Annotated in this window: 14 protein-coding genes; 4 read left to right on the top strand and 10 right to left on the bottom strand. The window is 46.6% G+C overall.

Annotation, left to right across the window (positions count from 1 at the left end; translation table 11 throughout):
- The first annotated feature begins 218 nt into the window (after positions 1-218).
- Entirely contained in the window at positions 219-2390 is a 2172-nt protein-coding gene (locus R6242_RS05995) for a diguanylate cyclase (protein WP_318425010.1), read from the top strand.
- 427 nt (positions 2391-2817) lie between these two features.
- Here R6242_RS05995 and mscL read toward each other — a convergent pair whose 3' ends face one another.
- From mscL to R6242_RS05955, 8 genes are all read right to left on the bottom strand, one after another.
- Complete coding sequence (mscL, locus tag R6242_RS05990) at positions 2818-3243, bottom strand: large conductance mechanosensitive channel protein MscL (protein ID WP_293935692.1); 426 nt, start codon at positions 3241-3243, stop codon at positions 2818-2820.
- A gap of 633 nt (positions 3244-3876) precedes the next feature.
- On the bottom strand, positions 3877-4932 hold the full coding sequence (rlmM, locus tag R6242_RS05985) for a 23S rRNA (cytidine(2498)-2'-O)-methyltransferase RlmM (RefSeq protein ID WP_318425006.1): 1056 nt from the start codon (positions 4930-4932) through the stop codon (positions 3877-3879).
- Between the two features lie 30 nt (positions 4933-4962).
- A complete protein-coding gene (locus R6242_RS05980) occupies positions 4963-6507 on the bottom strand; it encodes a sensor histidine kinase (RefSeq protein WP_318425003.1) in 1545 nt (514 codons plus the stop codon).
- A gap of 139 nt (positions 6508-6646) precedes the next feature.
- Positions 6647-7312: an energy-coupling factor ABC transporter permease gene (locus R6242_RS05975; protein WP_318424999.1), complete on the bottom strand. Its 666-nt coding sequence runs from the start codon at positions 7310-7312 to the stop codon at positions 6647-6649.
- 154 nt (positions 7313-7466) lie between these two features.
- The gene (locus tag R6242_RS05970; protein ID WP_318424996.1) at positions 7467-8114 is read right to left on the bottom strand and encodes an alpha/beta hydrolase; all 648 of its coding nucleotides are present in this window, start codon (positions 8112-8114) and stop codon (positions 7467-7469) included.
- Positions 8115-8188: 74 nt separating this feature from the next.
- Positions 8189-8500 carry a (2Fe-2S) ferredoxin domain-containing protein gene (locus R6242_RS05965; protein ID WP_293935697.1) on the bottom strand — a complete coding sequence of 104 codons (312 nt, stop codon included), beginning with the start codon at positions 8498-8500 and terminating at the stop codon, positions 8189-8191.
- 433 nt (positions 8501-8933) lie between these two features.
- Entirely contained in the window at positions 8934-10028 is a 1095-nt protein-coding gene (locus tag R6242_RS05960; protein WP_318424991.1) for a hypothetical protein, read from the bottom strand.
- Positions 10029-10371: 343 nt separating this feature from the next.
- Positions 10372-11256 (bottom strand): LysR family transcriptional regulator, encoded by an 885-nt coding sequence (locus R6242_RS05955; RefSeq protein WP_318424988.1) that lies wholly within the window; start codon positions 11254-11256, stop codon positions 10372-10374.
- An 89-nt stretch (positions 11257-11345) separates the two neighbouring features.
- Here R6242_RS05955 and R6242_RS05950 point away from each other — a divergent pair, with 89 nt between their 5' ends.
- Both R6242_RS05950 and R6242_RS05945 read left to right on the top strand, forming a co-directional pair.
- A complete protein-coding gene (locus R6242_RS05950; protein WP_318424986.1) occupies positions 11346-11777 on the top strand; it encodes a PACE efflux transporter in 432 nt (143 codons plus the stop codon).
- Between the two features lie 207 nt (positions 11778-11984).
- A complete protein-coding gene (locus R6242_RS05945; RefSeq protein ID WP_318424983.1) occupies positions 11985-12464 on the top strand; it encodes a WbuC family cupin fold metalloprotein in 480 nt (159 codons plus the stop codon).
- A 140-nt stretch (positions 12465-12604) separates the two neighbouring features.
- Here R6242_RS05945 and R6242_RS05940 read toward each other — a convergent pair whose 3' ends face one another.
- The gene (locus tag R6242_RS05940; RefSeq protein WP_318424981.1) at positions 12605-14074 is read right to left on the bottom strand and encodes a hypothetical protein; all 1470 of its coding nucleotides are present in this window, start codon (positions 14072-14074) and stop codon (positions 12605-12607) included.
- 134 nt (positions 14075-14208) lie between these two features.
- On the bottom strand, positions 14209-16281 hold the full coding sequence (gene metG, locus R6242_RS05935; protein ID WP_318424978.1) for a methionine--tRNA ligase: 2073 nt from the start codon (positions 16279-16281) through the stop codon (positions 14209-14211).
- 201 nt (positions 16282-16482) lie between these two features.
- Between metG and R6242_RS05930 the strand changes: the two genes are divergently transcribed.
- The gene (locus R6242_RS05930; RefSeq protein ID WP_318424975.1) at positions 16483-21105 is read left to right on the top strand and encodes a PAS domain-containing protein; all 4623 of its coding nucleotides are present in this window, start codon (positions 16483-16485) and stop codon (positions 21103-21105) included.
- Positions 21106-21226: the final 121 nt, after the last annotated feature.

Genomic DNA, 21226 nt, shown 5'->3' with positions numbered 1-21226 from the left:
GCCGCCGTGAATTTGGGGAAAATTACTTTTATTAACCCTTATGTGCTTTGATTGGCTAAAAGGGGCTGGCGTTTGGCTTTTAATATCTACACGTACTTGGTATCTGCTTGTTTATTGAGTAAGTAATGTGAATTAATTTACATGGTCTACATTGTATAGACTTGGTTATTCTTGTTTTGTTTGTATTTTTATTGTAAGCGTTTGCAGGGGTATGGGTGATGAATATTGCATTGCTGCCTAAGGCAAAGAGGGCGGAGCCTGATCCGCATGCGCAGATTTATACCTTGGGGCGGCAGCTATTATGGGGCTTGCTCTTGCTGGGTTTAGTGCCCCTTTTATTGACGGGGGGATTGGCGTATCAGCGCAGTGAGCAAAGCTTACGTGAAAAAACGGGGCTGTATTTGGCTGGGCAGGCCGAAAGCGTGATCGACAAAATCGATAGAAATTTATTTGAACGCTACGGTGATGTGCAAATGATTGCACTCAATGCGGCGGTGCGTGGCTCGCCAGAAACCACCGCAGCGGCGGCAAATGCTTATGTAAGGGCGTATGGCTTTTACGATTTGATGATTGCCGTGGATATGCAAGGCAAAATTGTGGCTGCGAATACCGTAAGCGGTGATGGGCGGCGTATTGCTAGAGAAAAACTATTGGGTAGTAGTGTGGCAGAGACGCCATGGTTTAAGCAGGTAAGCAGTGGCGGGCTCACGGCAGGGCAGACTTATTTTGCGGATGCCGCTAAAGACCCGCTGCTAGAGGCGGCCTTGGGACAGCCTGAAATTAGCCTGTTATTTGTGTCTCCTATTGTGAATGAGCAAGGAAAAATCGTTAGGGTGTGGGCTAATTTTGCTTCTTATGAGCGGGTGGTTAGTGCGATTACGCATTCTGCCGAAGACCGCCTACGTCAAAGTGGCTATAAGCGAATTCATTTGCAAGTGGTGGATAAGCAAGGCCGAGTGCTGAGTGATTCACATGGCGAGCCTTTTGGCTCTAAAGCTTTGGCAAAAAATTCGCCAGCGGTGCAGGCCTTAATCAAGGGCAACAATGGCGTGTTAACAGAAGTAAACCGTGGCAAGGAAGAGCTGGTTGGCTTTGCCGCATCCAAAGGCGCTTTGGGCTTTGCTGGCTACGGCTGGGGAGTGGCGGTTAGGCAAGATACTGAAGAAGCTTTTGCTACTGTCCGAGATTTAGGGCGTTGGATCTTGGTTTCGCTGCTGATTGCCATCCCCTTAGTGATTTGGCTCGCCTTAGCGATCAGTGGGCGCTTCCGCAGAATTACGCTACAGCGTGAACAAAAATTAATCCGCGATGCTGATTTACAAGAATTTACTTCAACGGTTCATCGCGCCTTAGAGCTGGCAGAAACGGATAGTGATGCTGCCAGTATTGTGTCAGAAGCGATTGAGCTGGGCTTGCCTCAATATGCTACAGCCTTAATGATGTCTGACTCCAGTACTGCGCATCTTGCGATTATGTCCCAGAGTCAAAATTACAATGCCAGTTGCGGCTGTGGGGTGAAGTCTCCGGTGCAGTGTCTTGCGTTTCGGCGTGGGCAGGTGCAAAAGTTTAATGATAATTCCGCTTTAGACGTGTGTCGCTATATGCGTGGCAGGGAAAGTGGTGATTGCTCGGCGGTGTGTATTCCACTCACTAGCATTGGGCAGGGTGTGGGGATATTGCATTTGATTGGGCCAGCGGGGCAGTTGCCTGATGAGGCAGAAATGCAGCGTGCTTCTGCCATTGCCGCTCATGCAGGTATGCGCTTGGGCGTGCTGCGAGTCATGAGCGAATCGCAATTGCAAGCCCGTACCGATCCTTTAACGGGTTTGCTGAATCGCCGCAGCTTAGAAAATCAAGCGGCACGCGCGCTGGGCTTGCCCGAACCGGCTTGTGTTGCCTTTGCTGATATTGATCATTTTAAGCGCTTAAATGATAGTTATGGTCATGATACGGGGGACAGAGCCTTACGCTTGTTTGCTAGAGTGTTGAAAGAAGCTCTGCGCCCAGGTGATATTGTGGGGCGTTTTGGGGGGGAAGAGTTCGTGGTGGTGTTTCCAAATACCGATGAAGCGGGAGCACTGTGTGGTTTAGAAAGGGTACGTGCTGCTTTAGAGTGCCGAATTGCGATTGCGGGCTTGCCCGTGTTTACAGCAAGTTTTGGTTTGGCAGCGGCTTTTGGCCCTATAGAGTTTAATGAGCTGGTGCGCACCGCAGATATGGCCTTGCTAGAGGCTAAACGCACTGGACGTAATAAGGTGTGCATTGCAGGCAAGCCGCAGATGGCTGAAGAGCCCATTGTGCTAGCTGCTGAAAGCATAAAACTTGAAGTGAGCCCCTTGCTAAAGGTTGATGCGCTATGTGCGAGGGAGGATGTTAGTTTGAAAAGCTAGCGCTTTTTGTATGTAAAAACTTTAATTTATTTGCTGAGCTTTGTGCTTTAGTCATGGGCGATTTAACTAAGGCGCAGAGTAGAATCATTTCAATTCATTCATTTAGGCATTTCTGCTTATGTCTCTTTCTCAAACAAAGCTATGTATTGCATATAGGCCAATATACTGTAGGGGCGCTGCTTGCTGCGCCCTGTTCAGCGAGGGCGCAGCAAGCAGCGCCCCTACGAGTTCACTCTATTTACGGTGATATTCTCAGACAAACGCCAAAAAATGAGCAAGAGACATAATCAGGTAGGCATTTGTAGAGTGGCAAGTTTTTTGCCCACGTCGTGAATCCACGTGGGCAAAGCTAGCTCATTCTAAGTTAACGCCCCATTCTTTAGTAGCAGAAATGGGGCGTCATTAAAAGATAGCTGCTTATGCGCGGTTATTTTTTTAGTAAATCCCTAATCTCGCGTAATAGCTCGATATCTTCTGGTGTAGCGGCGGGCGTGGCAGGGGCAATTGCTTCTTCACGCTTTAGGTTATTTAAGCCTTTAATCACCAAGAAAACGGCAAATGTTACGATCACAAAGCTGATCAATACATTGATAAATACCCCGTAATTAAGCGTGACCGCCCCAGCTTTTTGCGCAGCATCAAGGGTGGCATAAGGGGCAGGGGTTTTACCCTCGGATAATAATAAATACAAATTAGCAAAATCAACCTTGCCCATCAGCATGGCAATAGGCGGCATGATGATATCTTTAACCAGCGAATCAACAATCTTGCCAAAAGCTGCACCAATGATAATACCGACGGCTAAGTCGATTACGTTACCGCGCATTGCAAATTCTTTGAATTCTTTAAACATGCGATACCCCTGTTGCTTAGTGACTAACAATGAATAACTCTCTTAAAAATATAAATTAAAAAATGCTGATTAGCAGGCCTATTATTGGACTGTTTTGTAAGTATAAAGGGTTTTTTACTAAGATGGGGAGGGCTTACTGAACGCGTGCGAATTGCCGTGGGGATGATCACTTAATCAAGTCATTTTAATAAAATAGACTAGCTTGCATATTAAATAACTGATAAATATAGCTAATCATTGTGTATCTAAAATAGACGCATGATAAGGCCGTTTTGCAGCGTTTTGTAATACCAAGCAACGATGATTAAAAAGGGATTGCCCAGCAATTACCTTAGGGAACCTCGAAAAACCCATCTGATCTCATAATACTGCGTTGCGAATTAAAAAATACCCTTACATATCAAACATATGCAGCGTCGATTTCTTTAATACACGCCTTGTTTTATTTAGAAATATAGATTTTTTGAGATCCACCTTAATGGATGCATATCCACGATATGCAAGGGGCACTGCTTGCAGCGCCCCTATTGATATCAACTTAGGTATTTGAAAACTACCATACGCCACTCACGTTATATGGTATTGGCTTCACTGGGTGCGAGCCGCAAGCCAGCTCCTCAGTTTTACTTAACCTTAGCGCTTGATTTTACTTAGATAGCAAGTGACTTCTTCGCGGTCGTGATACAGATGGCGCGCGCGAAATTGATAGCGGATACCTGCTCCACCTAGTGCATCATCAATGATTTCCATGCAGCGCTGCAGCTCATTCCAGCGTTTTTTCATGGGCAGTTTAAAGTTAAAAATAAACTGACGGGCGTGGCCTTTGATCATCCAATCGGCCATCAGCGCAGCAATGCGGGCGGGTTGCTCCACCATATCGCAAACCAACCAATCCACTGGGCTTTTAGGGCGATATTTAAAGCCATCTTCACGCAGATGTTTAACGCTAGGGTGGATAGCCATACTGCCTTTCATGGGGCCGTTATCAATGGCAAAAATCTTGGTACAACCACGGCTGACCATTTGCCAAGTCCAGCCACCAGGTGCGGCACCTAAATCTACCGCGCTCATGCCTGGCTTAACTTGGGCAGATTCTGGCACCAGCATCATAAATGCTTCGGCAAGTTTAAGTGTAGAGCGGCTAGGCGCATCTGTTGGCATACGCAGGCGTGGAATACCGAGCTGCCAGTTCACAGAAAAATCTGGGCGGGTAAAACCGATATAAACACGTTCTAAAGTTGGGAAAAACAGATGTAAACGGGCGCTGGCTTCTGGCTGATTACCCCAGCCTTTGGCGGCTAATTTGGCATCGAGGAGTGCGCCAAATTTGCGGCTAAACGAGGAGATTTCTTTGCCATCGTTGGTGTCTGGATATTCAATCCATACATCACGCCAAGGGCCTTGGTGCGTTTCGTGTAAGCCATCGAGCGCATTTAGGATGGGAGTCAGCCGATCTTTAGGTGGTAGATCAAGGGCTTCGGCCACAAATACGATTTGGCGCGGAAAAACCCAATCGCCACATTCTAGTGTGCGATAGAGTTTGTCCCAATCGGCAGGGCGCTTAGGTAAAAAGAGGCAAAAACCTTGGCCGATTTCCCACTTACCAGGGATATCTGCTTTAAAGGTGAATTCGGCCTCCACATCGGCTTCGAAGCCGGGGCGACAATAAAATAGGATGGCATGTTTCATGGGCGTAAGGATACCAGATTATGACTGTTTCTAACTGGATTTGCTTTCCTTCGCCTGGGGGGCGATCAGCGGAAAGCAGGCAATAAAGCAAGTGCCTTTGCCTAACTCTGAATTAACAATCAACGAGCCGCCTAAGGTTTGGGTGACTAAGTTGTACACCACATTTAGCCCCAAACCGCTGCCACCACTCCCTCGCTTAGTGGTAAAAAACGGGTCAAAAACTTTTTTAAGATGCTCAGGAGGAATGCCCCCGCCGTTGTCTTCAAACCTTAGGGTGACACTAGCATCGCTGCGCGTGGCACTGAGCGAAATCAGCCCTTCTTGCCCTTCAGCAAAGGCGTGCGCTAAGGCATTGGTTAAAAAATTGGTGATGATTTGCGAAATGGCACCAGGGTAGCCGTCTAAATCTATTTTTTCAGGGCAATTGGTTTCAATGGTAACGAAGGTGCGTTTCAGCGTGGGCTTGAGGCTCATAATTACCTCGTCTATATATTCACCCAATTCAAAACTGCGGCGTGCTTCTGATGTTTGATCAACGGCAACTTGTTTAAAGCTTTGAATCAGCTGGGCAGCGCGTTCAGCATTGGCTAAAATCAAACGGCTGGATTCAATCGCCATTTCTGAATAACGCATCACTTCAGATTTTTTAATCGCTCCCGCATCTAAGTTGTTTTTAAATAGAATGGTTTCTTCAGATAAAACCGAAGCACTGGTCAAAATAACTCCAACGGGTGTGTTGACTTCATGGGCCACCCCCGCCACTAAGCCGCCTAAAGAGGCCATCTTTTCTGCTTGAACAAGATTGTTTTTAGTTTCATTCAACTGCTTAAATGCGCTCTCAGTAAGGTCTCGAGTGAGGCGCATGGCTAGCTCGGCAGCTTTACGGCTTTCTAAATCATCACAAAGCCTGCGGGTAATGCTGTGTACCGCAGCGGCTACATCCGCAAATTCACCTTTTCTATGCTGTGGAAGATTGATGTTGTTTAGATCAAAATCTTTGGCATCCGATGCGTGGATGAGTGATTCTCTGAGTTGATCTAGTGGCCTAATCACCACTAATAGCAGGCTATGGGAGAGCGCCATAAATAAGAGTAAATCAAGTAAAACCACCTCTATTATTTTTGAAATGATCATTTGATTAAGGCGGGCGGATATTTTATCCCGTGAAAAAACATAATAAACTTTGCCCATAGGCTTAGATTTTTCATTGGCTGGGTAATAAATAGGAAAGGTTTGTGCATTTGCAGTGGGCGTATTGCCATTCACGGTGGCCATATTGCCCCGCACATTGATGCGGCCATCTACTTGTTCTTCATTGTTGTAAACCAGCAGCATGGATAAATCGGCGGATTGCATTTCTGCTTCTACAACTAGGCCTAATTGGGTGCTGTCAAAATTCCATAAGATACCTGGTAGCACGGTTTGCAAGCGCTTTTGTAAGGCAATAGCGGAGTGTCGCATATTGTTTTCTAGCTCTTGCTGCGTTTGCCAATAGGAAATCACACCAGAGATCGCTAAAAATAGCGTCACGATGGCAAGGAAGATCAGATTGAGTCGTGAGCGTATGCTGTGCATGCATTTTTGAGGTGGTGTGATTTGCCTTAACAATAGCCTTTAATGTAATTAAAGGGCAAGTCAGCTTGCAAAGCCTTCATTACTTTAGCGACAAAACAATAAGCAAACCCGCCGTACACCCCATGGTTTCAGCCCTTATTTAATTTTTATGCGTTAAATAAAACGCATCATTAAAAGTGCTTACCCATTCTGGCCGCCAAACAACTAGCAGTGTTAGGTAAATGCCGCTGCTAAATCCTTCGGGCCAGCCTAGTAAAAAATAGTAGGGCAGTTGTTCTTCAAGTAAAAAATCCAGAGGATAAGCGCCACTGGCCGCTAAGAGGCCACAGGTGAGCAGGCCTACGCTCCACATTGATAATGCGCTGGCGGCAAAGCAATTTACAAAAATATAGATAAAGTAATTGGCAGGTAAGGCGCGCTGCGCCCAAGTCAACAGTACATGGGCAAGCGTAACAGGGATAAAGGCAATGATCAGGTAAGACAGCCCAAAGCTGGCCCATTCACCGTGGCCATAAGCGGTATCTGCAGCTAAGACTGCGGCCAGCCCTAGCAAGGCTTTATCTCGGCCTGCGATCATGGCTAGGGCGCTGGCACCAAGTAGATGAAATGATAGCCCAGGCTGAATACTGGCTTTCATTTGCCAAAATCCCAGCACCACTACGCTGGCCCCAAACCAGCCGGTTAGTTGCTCTTGGCTAAGGGCAAACCAAGCAATCCGCGTGGCCGCGTGCAAAATAAGGCCGCCACTGATGAGTAGTGCAATCAGAAGCAGCCAGTGTGCAAAGGGGGCGGCGATTAGATTCATAGATCTGCGCTAAAACTATTCAGGGGCTGTGAGGGGGCATAGGTATCTGCACAAATGCCACAGCTGTAGCTTCCCCCTGTGTAAAAAGGGGGAGCTCGTACAGCTAAATTGTGTAGATACTGATGGTGTAGGGGCACGGCATGTCGTGCCTTTTTTAGCTACGATGACGCCATTCTTTGTTGATCCAATCCGCCAATTGGGTGAGCTTGCCGTGAAAATAATGGCCAACGCCTGGGAATACCACTACGGGTAATGATTGTGGCCTTGCCCAATTGAGTACGGTGGCAAGGCTAATCACTTCGTCTTCTTCACCATGAATCAGCAGCGTGCTGTGATTGGGAACGGGAGGAAAATTATGTCTGCTTACTGCTGGCCCAATCAAAATCATCCCTTCCACTTCGTCATCATTTAAGCGTTGGCGTAGCTGGCTTTGCACAAAGGTGCCAAAAGAAAATCCTGCTAGCGTAAGCCGCGTTAGTGTTGGGTTTTCGGCTCTGGCAAAGGCTAATACCGCCGCCATATCGTCCACTTCGCCTACGCCATTCTCAAATGCACCTGCCGAGTTGCCTACGCCGCGCAGATTAGGGCAATAGGCGATATAGCCAAGGCGGCTGAGTGTTTTTGCAAGGGTATGCACGATTTTATTATTAAATGTGCCGCCTTCGGTGGGATTAGGGTGTGCGACCAGCACAATGCCCACGGTTGTTTCAAGAGCGGAAGATAACCTCAGGCATTCCAGTGTGCCCACGGGGCCGTTGATTTCAATCAGCTCAAAAGAAGGGGCTTTGCGGGGAATATTCATGGGCGGAGGTGTGCCAGATGGTGAGTTTGAAAAATACGGGCAATCAATTGCCCTTGATGCAGACTAGAAACGGTTTAAATCTTTAAACGCTCAACGATGCGGCCATTGACGATATGTTCGTCGATAATCTCGTCAATATCGCTTTTATCGATATAGGTATACCAAACGGCTTCTGGGTAAACGACCAGTACAGGGCCTTCTTCACAGCGCTCTAAACAGCCTGCTTTATTAATCCGTACTTTGCCCGGCTGGCTTAGCCCTAGTTTTTTGATGCGGCCTTTGGCGTGCTCCCACATCTCAACTGCGCCGCAGCTATTACAGCTCTGACGCTCGCCCGGCTCGCGCTGGTTTAGGCAAAAAAATACGTGGTGCTGATAATGGCTCATGGTGGCCTCGATATTGGAAGTGGAAATTTATCGTGGAGTGGGACAACCCGTCGTGCTTACATCATCTCATTATTGGCGGGTTGCTCTATGTACGCTAAGCAAAGTCAAAAAGACTTTTTTAGTGCCTTCGGCACGTTGATTTTGGTGCGGTAATCCCCCGTGAGGGACTCCCTTTCTTGAACGGCCTAAGAAAGGAAGCAAAACCGCAAACTCAAAAGCACGAAGGCCCCTCACTGCGGATAATCGGCTCGGCGAAAAAGGCTGCTCGGGAGCACGCCCGCTACCCCTTTTCCGAAACTCCGAGCCGTTTATTCCTCGCTTCGGCGTGCTTCAAGGGGGACTTAAGCCCAATGTTGAGAGCGTGGCTATTACACTTTTTCGTAGCTTGCTAATACAAAAAACGGTTTAGCGAGGATCGCTTTATTAAAATCAATTAATGCTGCACAACCGCCTTAATATGCGCCGTTACAAAGAACGGTAACTGATCACTATCCATATTAGGCTGTACGTTTTCGATAATGCGAATATCGCTCACCATACATTCACGGAATAACTCAACCGCGTATTGGTGGATTTTTTCTACGTGATCCCAAGCCGATAGCGGCCAAACAAAACCTTCCCAGCGCTCAGCATCTTCAATCGTTGAAAATGTGATGCGGATTTCGGCGTTTTCGTGCGCAGCAATACAGATAACCGGTGTGCGGCCTTTGCTGCGGATGCTGCGCAATGCATTGCTGGCCATGAGCTGTAACCGGGTTTGTAGCTGGGTTTCACGGCCTGCTTCGCCCGCAGTGAGCCACGGCATTGGGGTGCGTGGAATCGGGAATAAAGTTACACCATTGGTTTTAAGTTGCTCACCAATCAGATTGGCTAACTGCATACCCCAAGCGCCTAAGTTGCCACCGAGTTTAATCGCTGGGGCCGCGTCTTTGTTCTGCATTGCCACGCCAACTAGATAGCGTAAGAATACCGCCTCGTCTTTAAGTGGCATTGGGGAGGTGTTTAAATCCAGCGGCAAGCCACCCGAGGCGTATTGCAATTGATCACGCCATTGGCTGAGTTGCGATGGATTAACGCTTGCCAGTGTTTCGGCGTGTACCAGCTTGGCCGATAGCCATACATCAGCGTCTGGGCTGATGACTTCGTGTTGTTTTAATAGTGCAAGTACGGCATCAACATCGGATAATTGGCCTGCTAGCTCGGTTGTGCCTTTGAAACCCGCCACCAAAATCACTGGGATCGCAAAAGGGATCGCATAGTGTTCGGCATTTTTTGGCGCGTTTTCAACGGCTGCGCGTAAGAGGCTCCACAGCTCCAGATAAGCGTCTAAAGACGGCGCTTGGGTCATGGCTGCATTTAACGCCGCATGATCTTGAATGGCGAGGGTATCGGCCAGTAGAGCGGTGAGTTCTTCACGTTTTTGCTGAACAAGCGCGCTGGACGATTCTGTTAGCAGTGACATCAGTAGGCGAATAATTGGGTTTTGTGCGTTAACTCTAGCGTAGAGGCGAGGATCTGGTAGGTACATGGCTGGCCTGTACGGAAGGTGACAAAAAAGTGATTATACCGACAGTGGCGCTGTTTGAATGATTTGCCTTGTTGCCTGTTGAAATAAGGGTTTATTTCACCCAGATTATGGAGGATTAGGGCATAAGTGCACCTGATTAGCGGCTTAGCTCAGCGGATTGAATCGTCATTCCACGGATGGCGGGAATCCAGTCTTGCGGCACTCCAAATCTCTGGATCCCTGATAAAAACACTCGGGGATGATTATTTTGATGCATTTAAAATTTGAAATAACTTTTTGCTGAGCTATCCCGCTAATCAGGTAAGTGCACGGGTATTTGTGGTTGGTCGTATCTGGCAAGGGCTTATGCATCAATTGCGCCTTGAATCAGCGCGGTTTTTAACCACTGGCCAGCGAGGCCTAGCTGATGCCCCGGATGCCAAACCAGCTGAATACCCAGTTGTAATTTACTTTCGCTAAACTGAATTGGTAGCTGAACAATATCTTGCTCCAGTGCCACATCGGCAAAGTGCTTGGGTAAACAAGCCCAGCCTAAGCCCCGCCGCACCAGCTCAAGCACGGCCCAATCGCCTTCTACCCACCAAACTGAGGGTGAATAGCGAAAGCGCTCTTTTTCGGCGCCGCTGTGTCTGCCCGTGACCATCAGTTGCCGGTGGCTTTGTAGCATGGCAAGGCTCACATTGTTGGCTGCGGCAAGCGGGTGTTGTCTGGATACGACAAACTGCAGTTCGCATTGTTTGAGCCAATGAAATGCCAACTCTTTGGGCTGCTCAGCCGCTTCATAGCTGATCCCTAAGTCAACTCGTCCTGATTGCAGTAGCTTGTATAAATCATCCATGATGGGGAATAACAACTCCACCTCCAGTAGTGGAAATTTGCTCGCTAATTGCTCTAGTAAATCCCCCAGCCAAGGCATCTGTGCCGAATCATCTACGGCGAGGCGTAGCTTGGCTTCTTGCCCCGCATTCAGGCCATGAGCAATGCCGCTGAGCTGCTCACACCGCTGCAAAATAGAGATGGCCTCGGGCAATAAGCGCTTACCTTCAGCGCTAAGTTGGGGGTAACGCCCCGCGCGGTGAAATAAGCTCACCCCTAGATCAATCTCTAAATTGGCGATGGCGGTGCTAATCAAAGACTGCGCTTTGCCCATACGCCGAGCCGCAGCGGAGAAAGAACCGCACTCAGCAGCGGCTTTAAAGGCACTTAACTGATCTAATGAATATTTCATCTATCTGCTTTTAAGATGGTTACCAACTAACAACTATCATAGAAGCTGGGTATGCTAATGGCCATTGTGAATAAGACGAGCGCCTAAAAATGCAGATGAGAAATCGAGCCGATCGTATTCGGCATGTGATTGGTTTTGAAGTGATTGGTTTGCTGCTATTTATCCCTCTTGCTAAGTTAGCTTTCGGTTTCTCCGTGGGGGAGCTTGGGGTGCTGGCGGTAGCGATCTCGATTATTGCTACAGTATGGAATTATGTTTACAACTTGGGTTTTGATCATTTATTAGCGCGCTGGAAAAAACGCGTGAATAAAACCCCAGTAGAGCGTGTTGTCCACGCGATTGGGTTTGAAGGTGGTTTGCTATTGGTGAGCCTGCCCTTAGTGGCGTGGTGGCTGAAGGTGGGGCTTTGGGACGCTTTTATTATGGATCTTGGCTTTGCCGCTTTTTATCTGGTTTATGCCTTCATCTATAACTGGGTTTACGATAAAGTTTTCCCTTTACCTGTATGGAAAGCGGCGTAAGCTGGCACTGTTTCACCTGATTATGTCTCTTTCTCAAGCAAAACCATGTATTACATATAGGGCAATATGCAGTAGGGGCGCTGCTTGCTGCGCCCTGTTCAGCGAGTGCGCAGCAAGCAGCGCCCCTACGCGTTAGCTACGACAAAAAATGAGCAAGAGACATCTTCAGGTTGTTTAATGCGTGTCTAATGCAGCTTCAAGGAATCTATGATTAGTTTAATTAATACAGAAACACTGGCTGAGCTATCTCTAGCGGCGAAAGCAAGCCCGCGTTTGCGCAAGAATTTTAATTTTCACGCCAGCAATGAATCCAGCTGTCATCGCTTACTGAATGCTTTAGAGCCGGGCACGTATGTGCAGCCGCATTGCCATTTAGATAGCGAAAAAGACGAAACCATGGTCGCTTTAAGTGGCCGATTTGGGATTCTTATTTTTGATGCTCAGGGAGAAATCACCCAGCAGGTGGTTTTGAGCGCTAAAGACGGCAATGTGGGGATTAATATCCCCGCCGGTGCGTTTCATAGCATGGTGGCGCTGGAAAGTGGCTCGGTGTTTTTTGAAAGTAAGGCGGGGCCATATGTGGCACTGGCTGATGCTGAAAAAGCCAGCTGGGCCCCCGCCGAGGGCGAGCCGGGCTGTGCTGCGTATTTAGCTAAGATGGTGGCTTGTTTTGTAGGGTGTCAATAAGCTGATTATAGGGCACGCATGTGTCGCCCTATAATCAGCGCATTGCACCGTTTGAATTTATAAGGCTTGGTTTGTCCCATGTGGCGTAATGCGTCTGGGAAAATCACCAGACTTATTACGCCCTACGGAGTCGCAAAATTTTAACGCCTTGCTAAGCCAAAGCGGTAGCCCAGCGATAAATCTAACACGGGGCTGTTTAGCTCACCCTTGAGTGATTTGACTAGCCCCGCGCCCGCTTTGATTTGCCAGTTTTTAGCAATAGGGTAGCTGGCATAAGCCATCGGCTGCATGATGCCTCCGCCGTCTGAATCGACGCCACCTCCACCGGCTGCGCCGATCAGCATTTCTGCGCTAAGGCGTAATTTGCCGAGTACTTCTGGGCTTTCCCAGCCTGCGCCAATCAGGCCAACTGAATAACCGCCCGCTCCGCCACCCAAGGCGCTATGCGCTTGGCCGGTGAGATAGAAGCCATCATCAATATGGCGATTGAGCTTAAAACCAATGTTTTGCATGCTACGTTTGCTGCCATCGCGGCGTGCGGCGCTGGTGTATTGCTGCACGCTGGCGTCCCATTCCCAGCCTTCGATTCGGCTAAGAATATCGGTGCTGGCGTGGGGGTGATCCAGTGCCATGCCAAGCTGTAAGCTGGCGTAGCGGGCATTGAAACTGCCATCAAATGCTTTAGATACGCCGGTTTCTAAGGTTAAATCTAAATCACGGTTAAGCTGATACGTGCCAAAAATGGCTGCTTTGCCTAAGCCCCCGCCGCCGGTATCCACGGCACCGCCGCCGCCCATCCCTAGCGAAACACGGCTGCCTGCGCGCAAAGATGGGTTAAATGCGTACTCCCAACCCAAGGTTGCCAATACTTCGGCGTAGCCATCGGATTCGCCTTTTACGGCTCCAGCGGCTTCCACACCCCATAGCCAGCCATTGGCTAAAGATTGCGTCATCAAAAAGCCAGCGTAGGAGGTGCTCTCGGGTGCTGGCGCGCCCATGGTGGTTTTTACATCGCCTTGTGGTTTAGATTGCGCCGCCACAATGGCAATGCGATCAAAGCCCACGCCACTGCGCGTGTTGCTGCTTAAGTATTGGCCGATGCGGCTGGCGTCAGAATAGTTGAATGTATCGTCAAAGGACAGCATCAGTCCGAGCTGGCGGCTGTTGAAATGGCCGCTGGGAAAGCGCACTTCAGAGGCTGATACTCCCGCTCTAACCCCGCCAAAATCCCAAAGTAAATCAATATGTGGGCGCAACATTAGCCCACCGCCCACGCCCGCTGCACCGCCACCGCCACCGCCCAGATAAAAGCCACTATCTACGCTCAGGCGATTATTAATCGGTAAGCGATAGGTTATTTCAGCGCCGCCAGTAAAAAAGCCACCGCGCTCGCCCGTGATTGCGCCATAGGCCGCCGGGCCAAGGTAGAGGCCGGGCAGGGTTTCAATTAAATAACTACCTCCAATCATGCCCATATTTTCATTATTGGGCAGGGTGATGGTTTCAAAACCTAGCTTAAATGCCGCAGGTTTTTGATTTAAAGTTTCACCTGGCTCGGCATAAGCTTGGCTGGCGATCAGCAGGGCAATGGGGAGGAGTTGTCTGAGCATAGGTTTCTTGTGTAAAGAGAAAAAACCGCCACGAATGGCGGTTGATTTAAGGGCGTCTCAAGATATCCATCTTCGCGATAAAACGCGCCTTGTTTTATTGAGTCGATTGGTTTTTGATGCACCCTTAAGCAAGGTTATTTCACCCGCATGCCAGGTTTTGCGCCGGTATCTGGGCTTAAAATATACAAGCCGCCATCGCCACCTGCGGCCAGTACCATGCCTTCGGATACACCAAATTTCATTTTACGTGGTGCAAGGTTGGCCACCATCACCGTCATGCGGCCTTGTAAGTCTTCTGGCTTATACGCGGCCTTAATGCCTGCAAAGACATGGCGGCTTTCATTGCCAATATCTAGCGTTAAAGAAACCAGCTTATCTGCGCCTTCTACGGCCTTGGCCTCAGTAATCATCGCCACGCGTAGATCGATTTTCATAAAGTCATCGATGCTGATGGTTTCCGCGATCGGCGGGATCTCGTAGTCCGGCTTGGCGATTGTTGGCGTGGCTTCTAGGTTTTGCTTGTTTTCTTCTACCATGGCTTCGATATTTTTAGCATCAATACGGGTCATTAGGTGTTGGTAAGGCTCGATGGTGTGATCCAGCAGCAATACCTGCGCATCGGCCCATGTAAATGGTGCAACATTAAGAAAGGCTTCTACATCGGCAGCCAGCTTAGGTAGCACAGGTTTCAGGTAAATAGTCAGAATACGGAAGGCATTAATCAAGAAGCTGCACACCACGTGTAAATGCAGGCTTTGCTCAGGGTCTTTGGCCATTGCCCAAGGCTTGACGCTATCCACGTACTGATTGACTTCATCGGTTAAAGCCATGATTTCACGAATGGCGCGGCCATATTCGCGGGCTTCGTAGAGGCTAGCTAGCCTTTCGCTCACGCCTTGAAGCTGAGCTTGCAGCGCCACGATTTTATCCATTAATGGATAATCATCGGCGGTGAAAATGCCGTCATGCAAGCGGCCTTCAAAGCGCTTGCTGATAAAGCCCGCAGCACGGCTGGCGATATTGACGTATTTGCCGATCAGGTCAGAATTAACGCGGGCGCTGAAGTCTTCTAGATTTAAATCCAGATCGTCCACGCCACTGCCCAGCTTAGCGGCAAAGTAATAACGTAGCCATTCTGGGTTTAGATATTTTAAGTAAGACTCTGCGGTGATAAAAGTGCCACGTGATTTGCTCATTTTTGCGCCGTCTACGGTTAAAAAACCGTGGGCATTAATGGCGGTTGGCGTACGGTAGCCTGCGTATTCCAGCATGGCGGGCCAAAATAGCGCGTGGAAATACAGAATGTCTTTGCCAATAAAGTGATATAGCTCAGCATCGGAATCTTTATTCCAATAGCTATCAAAATCTAAGCCAAGGCGATCACAGAGGTTTTTATGGCTTGCCATATAACCCACTGGTGCATCCAGCCATACATAGAAATACTTGCCCGGCGCATCTGGAATCTCAAAGCCAAAGTAAGGTGCATCGCGGCTGATATCCCAATCTGAAAGACCCGATTCAAACCATTCTTGCATCTTGTTAGAGGCTTCATTTTGCAGGCGCGGGCGCTGCTTGCCATCCACCAGCGTGGTTTCTTTGGTCCAAACCTTAAGAAACTCTTCGCAATCGCCCAGCTTAAAGAAATAGTGTTCGGAGTCTTTTAACTCTGGCGTTGCACCAGAAATGGCCGAGTAGGGGTTTTTTAGCTCGGTAGGGGCGTAAGTCGCACCGCACACCTCACAGTTATCACCGTACTGATCTTTGGCCGCGCATTTTGGGCATTCACCTTTTACAAAGCGGTCGGCCAGAAACATGTTTTTTTGTGGGTCAAACAGTTGGCTAATGGTGCGTTGAGCGATTTTTCCATCTGCTTTCAGCTTATTGTAAATCTCACAAGCCAGTTGCTTGTTTTCTGGGCTGTTGGTGCTGTAGTAGTTGTCATAGCTCACATGAAAGCCTGCAAAATCACTCATATGCGAGCGTAGTGATTCAGCAATCAGGGCTTCAGGCGTAATTCCCAGTTTTTCTGCGCGCAGCATAATGGGGGCGCCGTGGGTGTCATCCGCACAAACACTGTGGCACTCATGGCCACGTTGTTTTTGAAAGCGTACCCAGATATCAGTCTGAATATGTTCGACCATATGGCCAAGGTGAATCGCACCGTTGGCGTAGGGAAGGGCTGAGGTAACGAGAATCTTGCGCGGCATCGTGGCTAAACCGGAATATTAAAGAGAATAAGGAATTATCCCCAATATTGCATCTTACTGCGAGGTGAATAGATAGATATTTGTGGGATTGCTGGTAAATAGCCACTTGTAGGCGTAGATCTGCTGTTTTACTTCGCTTGGTAAAAGAATAAAAAACGTTTTTAGTGCCTTTTATTACGCAAATAGCAATGTCTTTGTCATTTGCTTGGTGTTTGGCTGGCAACACGTCATACGGCTCACTATATTGAGTGGCATGTAGATGCGCAGGCCAACGTTGCAATGAAGTCATTTTTGCCAAGATTTGATGGGGACAAAACGGCATGGCAAGGCTCCATCTTGCTTGGGCTATGTGGGGTGGTGATCAGTGCTGTAGTGGCTTTATTTGTTGATCGAATCGAAACTGAACGAGCCGATGCCGCCTTTTTGCAAATGAGTGGCCGCTTAGTTTTTTCCATACAAAGCCGTATGTCCAGTTATGCCGAAAGCTTACGCCAAGCCCATGCTTTTTCAGGGGCGAATGCAAATAATAGGATTGAATTTTCTCGCTATGTTCAATTTATGAATTTGCCTGTTGTTCTACCCGGGGCCTTATCTATTGGCTTGGTAAGAAAGGTTTCTGTTGCAGATTGGGATAACTACTACACGCAGTGGCAACTTCACTTTCCACTTATCCAGCTAAAGATGGTGAGTTTAACGGATGCTTTTATTATTGAGGCACTAGAGCCGGGGGTGTTAAAAACGGAAGTATTGGGCCATGACTTTGCACAGGACACTGAGCTATCTAAGCAGCTAGCGTTGGCAATGACGCAAGAAAAAGAGCTGATTATTCGTTCAGCAACAATGGGGGCGCAACATCGTGCTGATTTTTTTGTATTTGTCCCTTGGTATCGCTTAGATTCAAAAATAAATAATATTTCAGCCAAAGGAGGAACGTTATTAGGTTTTTTTTATATGCCAATTAATGCTGAAAAAATGATGAGAAGCATAGCGTATGAGTATGGCGACTTTTTTAATTTTGGTATTTTTTTTGGTAAAGAAACTAAGGAAGGCAATAAAATATATAGTTTAAATGATGGTTTAATGTCATTTTCTGAGGTAAGTAATTTTGAAAGAAATGTTTTAACTAATTATGGAGGCACAGAATTTACCATAAGAATAAAAGGTAATCATGATTTTGATGCTTTGTATAAAAAAAATGACCACGTGTGGTTTTTTTTGATTGGAGCATTAATCAGTATATTTTTATCTGTATTTTTTATTTTGCTAAAAGAAAAAAGAAAAGTTGTGAATGATTTTGATTTTTTTATTAAATCAAATAGCAATTTTAATGATAAATATGAGTATATAATTGATACAATTAAAGATGTAGTATTTACTGTTGATCAAGGCGGTAATATATTGCAAATTAACAAACAAACTGCAACGGTATTTAAAATATATGCTGCCGAAGTGATTGGGAAAAATATAAGTTCATTATTTACTGATATTAGCGAATTTGAATTTAATGTACATATTCAGCGCTGCATAAATATCCAAGATAATACGGCAGATCCTTCCATAATAAAAGTGCAATGCAAAAACAGCCAAGGTGTTTGTTTTTATGCTGGATTGACTTTACATTATTTAAAATTTGATAAAACTTTGCTATGTATTCTAAGTAAGCCTTCGCAGGCATGGTTTGCGGATGCAGAAAAAGAAACTATGCAAGAGCGCTTGCAATTGGCTGTTGATGCGGCTGGCTTGGGGGTTTGGGAGTGGGAATTAGCTGAGAATAAAATATTTTGGGATGAGGTAATGTATGGCTTATATGGTTTAGATGCGATTCAATTTAATGTGAACTATAGCAATTGGTCATCCTTAGTGCTTAATGAAGATTTATCTCAATTTGATGGTGCTATACACGCCATGCTGCAAGGCGGGGAGCCTTTGTATGAAACGGTTAGAATTCGCCGAGCTGACGGTGAAATTCGTTATATATCAATGCATGGAAAATTAATTATTAATGATGAAGATCAATCTGAGCGTGTCATTGGTGTTAATTTTGATATTACTCCGCTAAAAGCGGCGGAAGCTTCATTAAGGGAGTCGGGAGAAAGGTTTTCTTTGGCAGCACAAGCGGCACAAGAAGGGATTTGGGATTGGAATATGCAGACAGGTGAAGTTTGGTTCTCACCACAATGGAAAGCAAATTTTGGCTATCGTGATGATGAATTAGCTAATAATTTAGCCACATGGGATGAGTTAATTGACCCTGAAGATAGAAAACGCTCTTTACGTTTAACTCAAGAATATAACGAAGGTAAAGTGGCACGCTTTGAAACGACGCTGCGTTTTAAGCATAAAGATGGGCATTGGGTGAGTGTGCGTAGCCGTGCAGTTCATTTAAAAAATGAGCAGGGAGATGTGGTAAGAATGGTTGGCTCACACGAAGATATTACTGAAATTCTAAAGCACGAAGCTGCATTAAATGATAGCCGAAAACGAATGGATTTAACCATTCAATGCGCAGGCTTAGGGGTGTGGGACTGGGATATCATGAGTAATGAAGCCTTATTTGGTGGTAAATGGGCGGAAATGCTTGGATACGAAATATCTGAAATTAAGCCAAATATAGAAAGCTGGACAACGTTAACGCATCCTGATGATTTCATTGCGGCGAGTAAAGTATTACAAGCCCACTTTGATGGGAAAACGCCAACTTATTCTGCTGAATTTAGAATGCGGGCAAAAAACGGCAGTTGGCGGTGGATTTTAGGCGTGGGCAGGGTGAATGCATTTAATGAAGAAGGCCGACCTTTGCGAATATTAGGGGTAAATATTGATATTCATGAAAGAAAAATGAATGAGGCTGCTTTGCAAGAGGCAACTGCAATGGCAGAGGCGGCAAATCGAGCAAAAAGTGAATTTCTAGCAAATATGAGCCATGAAATTCGTACCCCTCTGAATGCGGTATTAGGATTTTCATCTTTGATGCGCGGTGGAAAACTAGAGCCACAACAGCGTGATTTTGCCAATTCTATTCATACTGCAGGTAATGCTTTATTGTATTTAATTAATGATTTATTAGATTTTTCAAAAATTGAAGCAGGTAAGTTAGAGCTGGAAAATATTCAGTTTGATTTTCGCCATGTTTGTGAAGAGGCGTTTGAGATTATTGCCCCTAAGGCATATGAAAAACAACTGGCTATTGCTTGCATTGTTTTGCCATCGGTGCCTGAGTGCTTAATGGGGGATCCAGGCCGAATTAGGCAAGTTTTACTTAATTTATTAAATAATGCCATTAAGTTTACTGAGCAGGGTGAAGTAGTTATGCGCGTTTATAGCGAAACTATTGCAGATAATAGAGTTAATCTTCGCTTAGAAGTAAAAGACAGTGGTGTGGGTATTTCTGAGCATGTAAAAAAAGAATTGTTTAGTTCATTTACCCAGGCGGACGCATCAACAACGCGTAAATTTGGTGGCACGGGACTGGGTTTGTCGATTTGTAAAAAATTGATTGAGGCCATGGGAGGGGAGATTAGTGTTGATAGTGCAGAAGGGAAAGGCTCCTTATTCTGGTTTGAATTACAATTTTCTACTGCGAATGTGCCAGCTCCCATCAAAATAAACCATCCAAATCAATCTAATAAGGTGCTGGTCATTGATGCTTTTCCTGCTCATGCAGAATCATTATGGGTATTGCTAGGGCGGCTTGGCTTGGAGGCTGATTGTTATAGTGATGTGCAGCAGGGCTTAGCCGCACTGGCTTCTATTGATGCAGATTATATTTTGGCATTTGTGGATAACCGATTTGAAGGTATGAAAAGCCCTCAAATAATTGAGACGATTCGATCTCATAAAAAATGGCTTCATCTTCCTGTGATTGTTCTTTCGGATTGGAGCTGCTCAGAAAGTGCGCATGTAACAGATCACGTTGAGTTTTTTTTGGCTAAGCCAGTGCAAGAGCGAGCATTGCGGCGCTGTATCGATGCGGCTTTAAATTTACCTAAAAAACTGACTCCGCCTCCTCAAGATCTTCCCTTCGCCGCAGAGTCTATTGCTGATTTAAAACTACATATTTTGGTGGCTGAAGATAACCCGATTAACCAAAAAGTAGCTATGTTGATGCTGCAAAAATTGGGGTGCAAAGTGGATGTGGCTGCAAATGGCTTGGAAGCCCTAAACGCAGTGCAAAAAGGCAATTACGATTTGGTTTTTATGGATTGCCAAATGCCAGAGATGGATGGTTATACTGCGGTGGCGCATATTCGTTCACTTGCAGGGTCTCAATCTGAGGTGCCAATTGTGGCGTTAACTGCCAATGCGTTTAAATCAGATGAAGACCGCTGCTTTGCCATTGGTATGAATGACTTTATTGCCAAGCCCATTAGTGTTGAGCATCTCATCCGCGTGCTCTCGAATTTTTTCCCCAACCAGCAAACTGGGCCAGTAGTGTCTGCCCAAAGTGGAGGAAGTATGTCTTTGCCTATTGATGCGACTGAGGTTGAAAATGAAATGGCCAGTATTTATCAAACCTTTGAAGATTTGAAAAAGATGCTGGGCATGGATATGACTGATGAGCTGATTCAATTATTTTTGCCGACCTTAGACGAGTGTATGGCTAATTTGGGCACAGTGATTGAGTCGGGTAATGGTGACGCAGTGGTGGCCTGTGCTCATAAATTAAAAGGAGCTGCCGCACAGATGGGTGCGCAATCTTTAGCTGATTTATGTAAAAAAGTAGAGCAAACAGGACGCGATAAAACATTGGATATGGCATGGCCTTTTCATGCAAAAATTTTAGCTTTGGGTAGCGCTGTGGGGCAGCGTTTACGGGATAAATAGTTGGCGCTGTTTATCGCCTACTGCTGAGTATGGGGCCCATATTCTTTAGAGAATTATGGGGCTTTATTTTACCCCGTACTAAGGCTATCTCTACTCATGTTGTGCATGGCTGCTTTATGAA

Origin of the sequence: Iodobacter sp. CM08 (assembly GCF_033446605.1) — a bacterium.
Classification (GTDB): Bacteria; Pseudomonadota; Gammaproteobacteria; order Burkholderiales; family Chitinibacteraceae; genus Iodobacter.
This window is presented reverse-complemented; position numbering and strand designations above follow the sequence as displayed.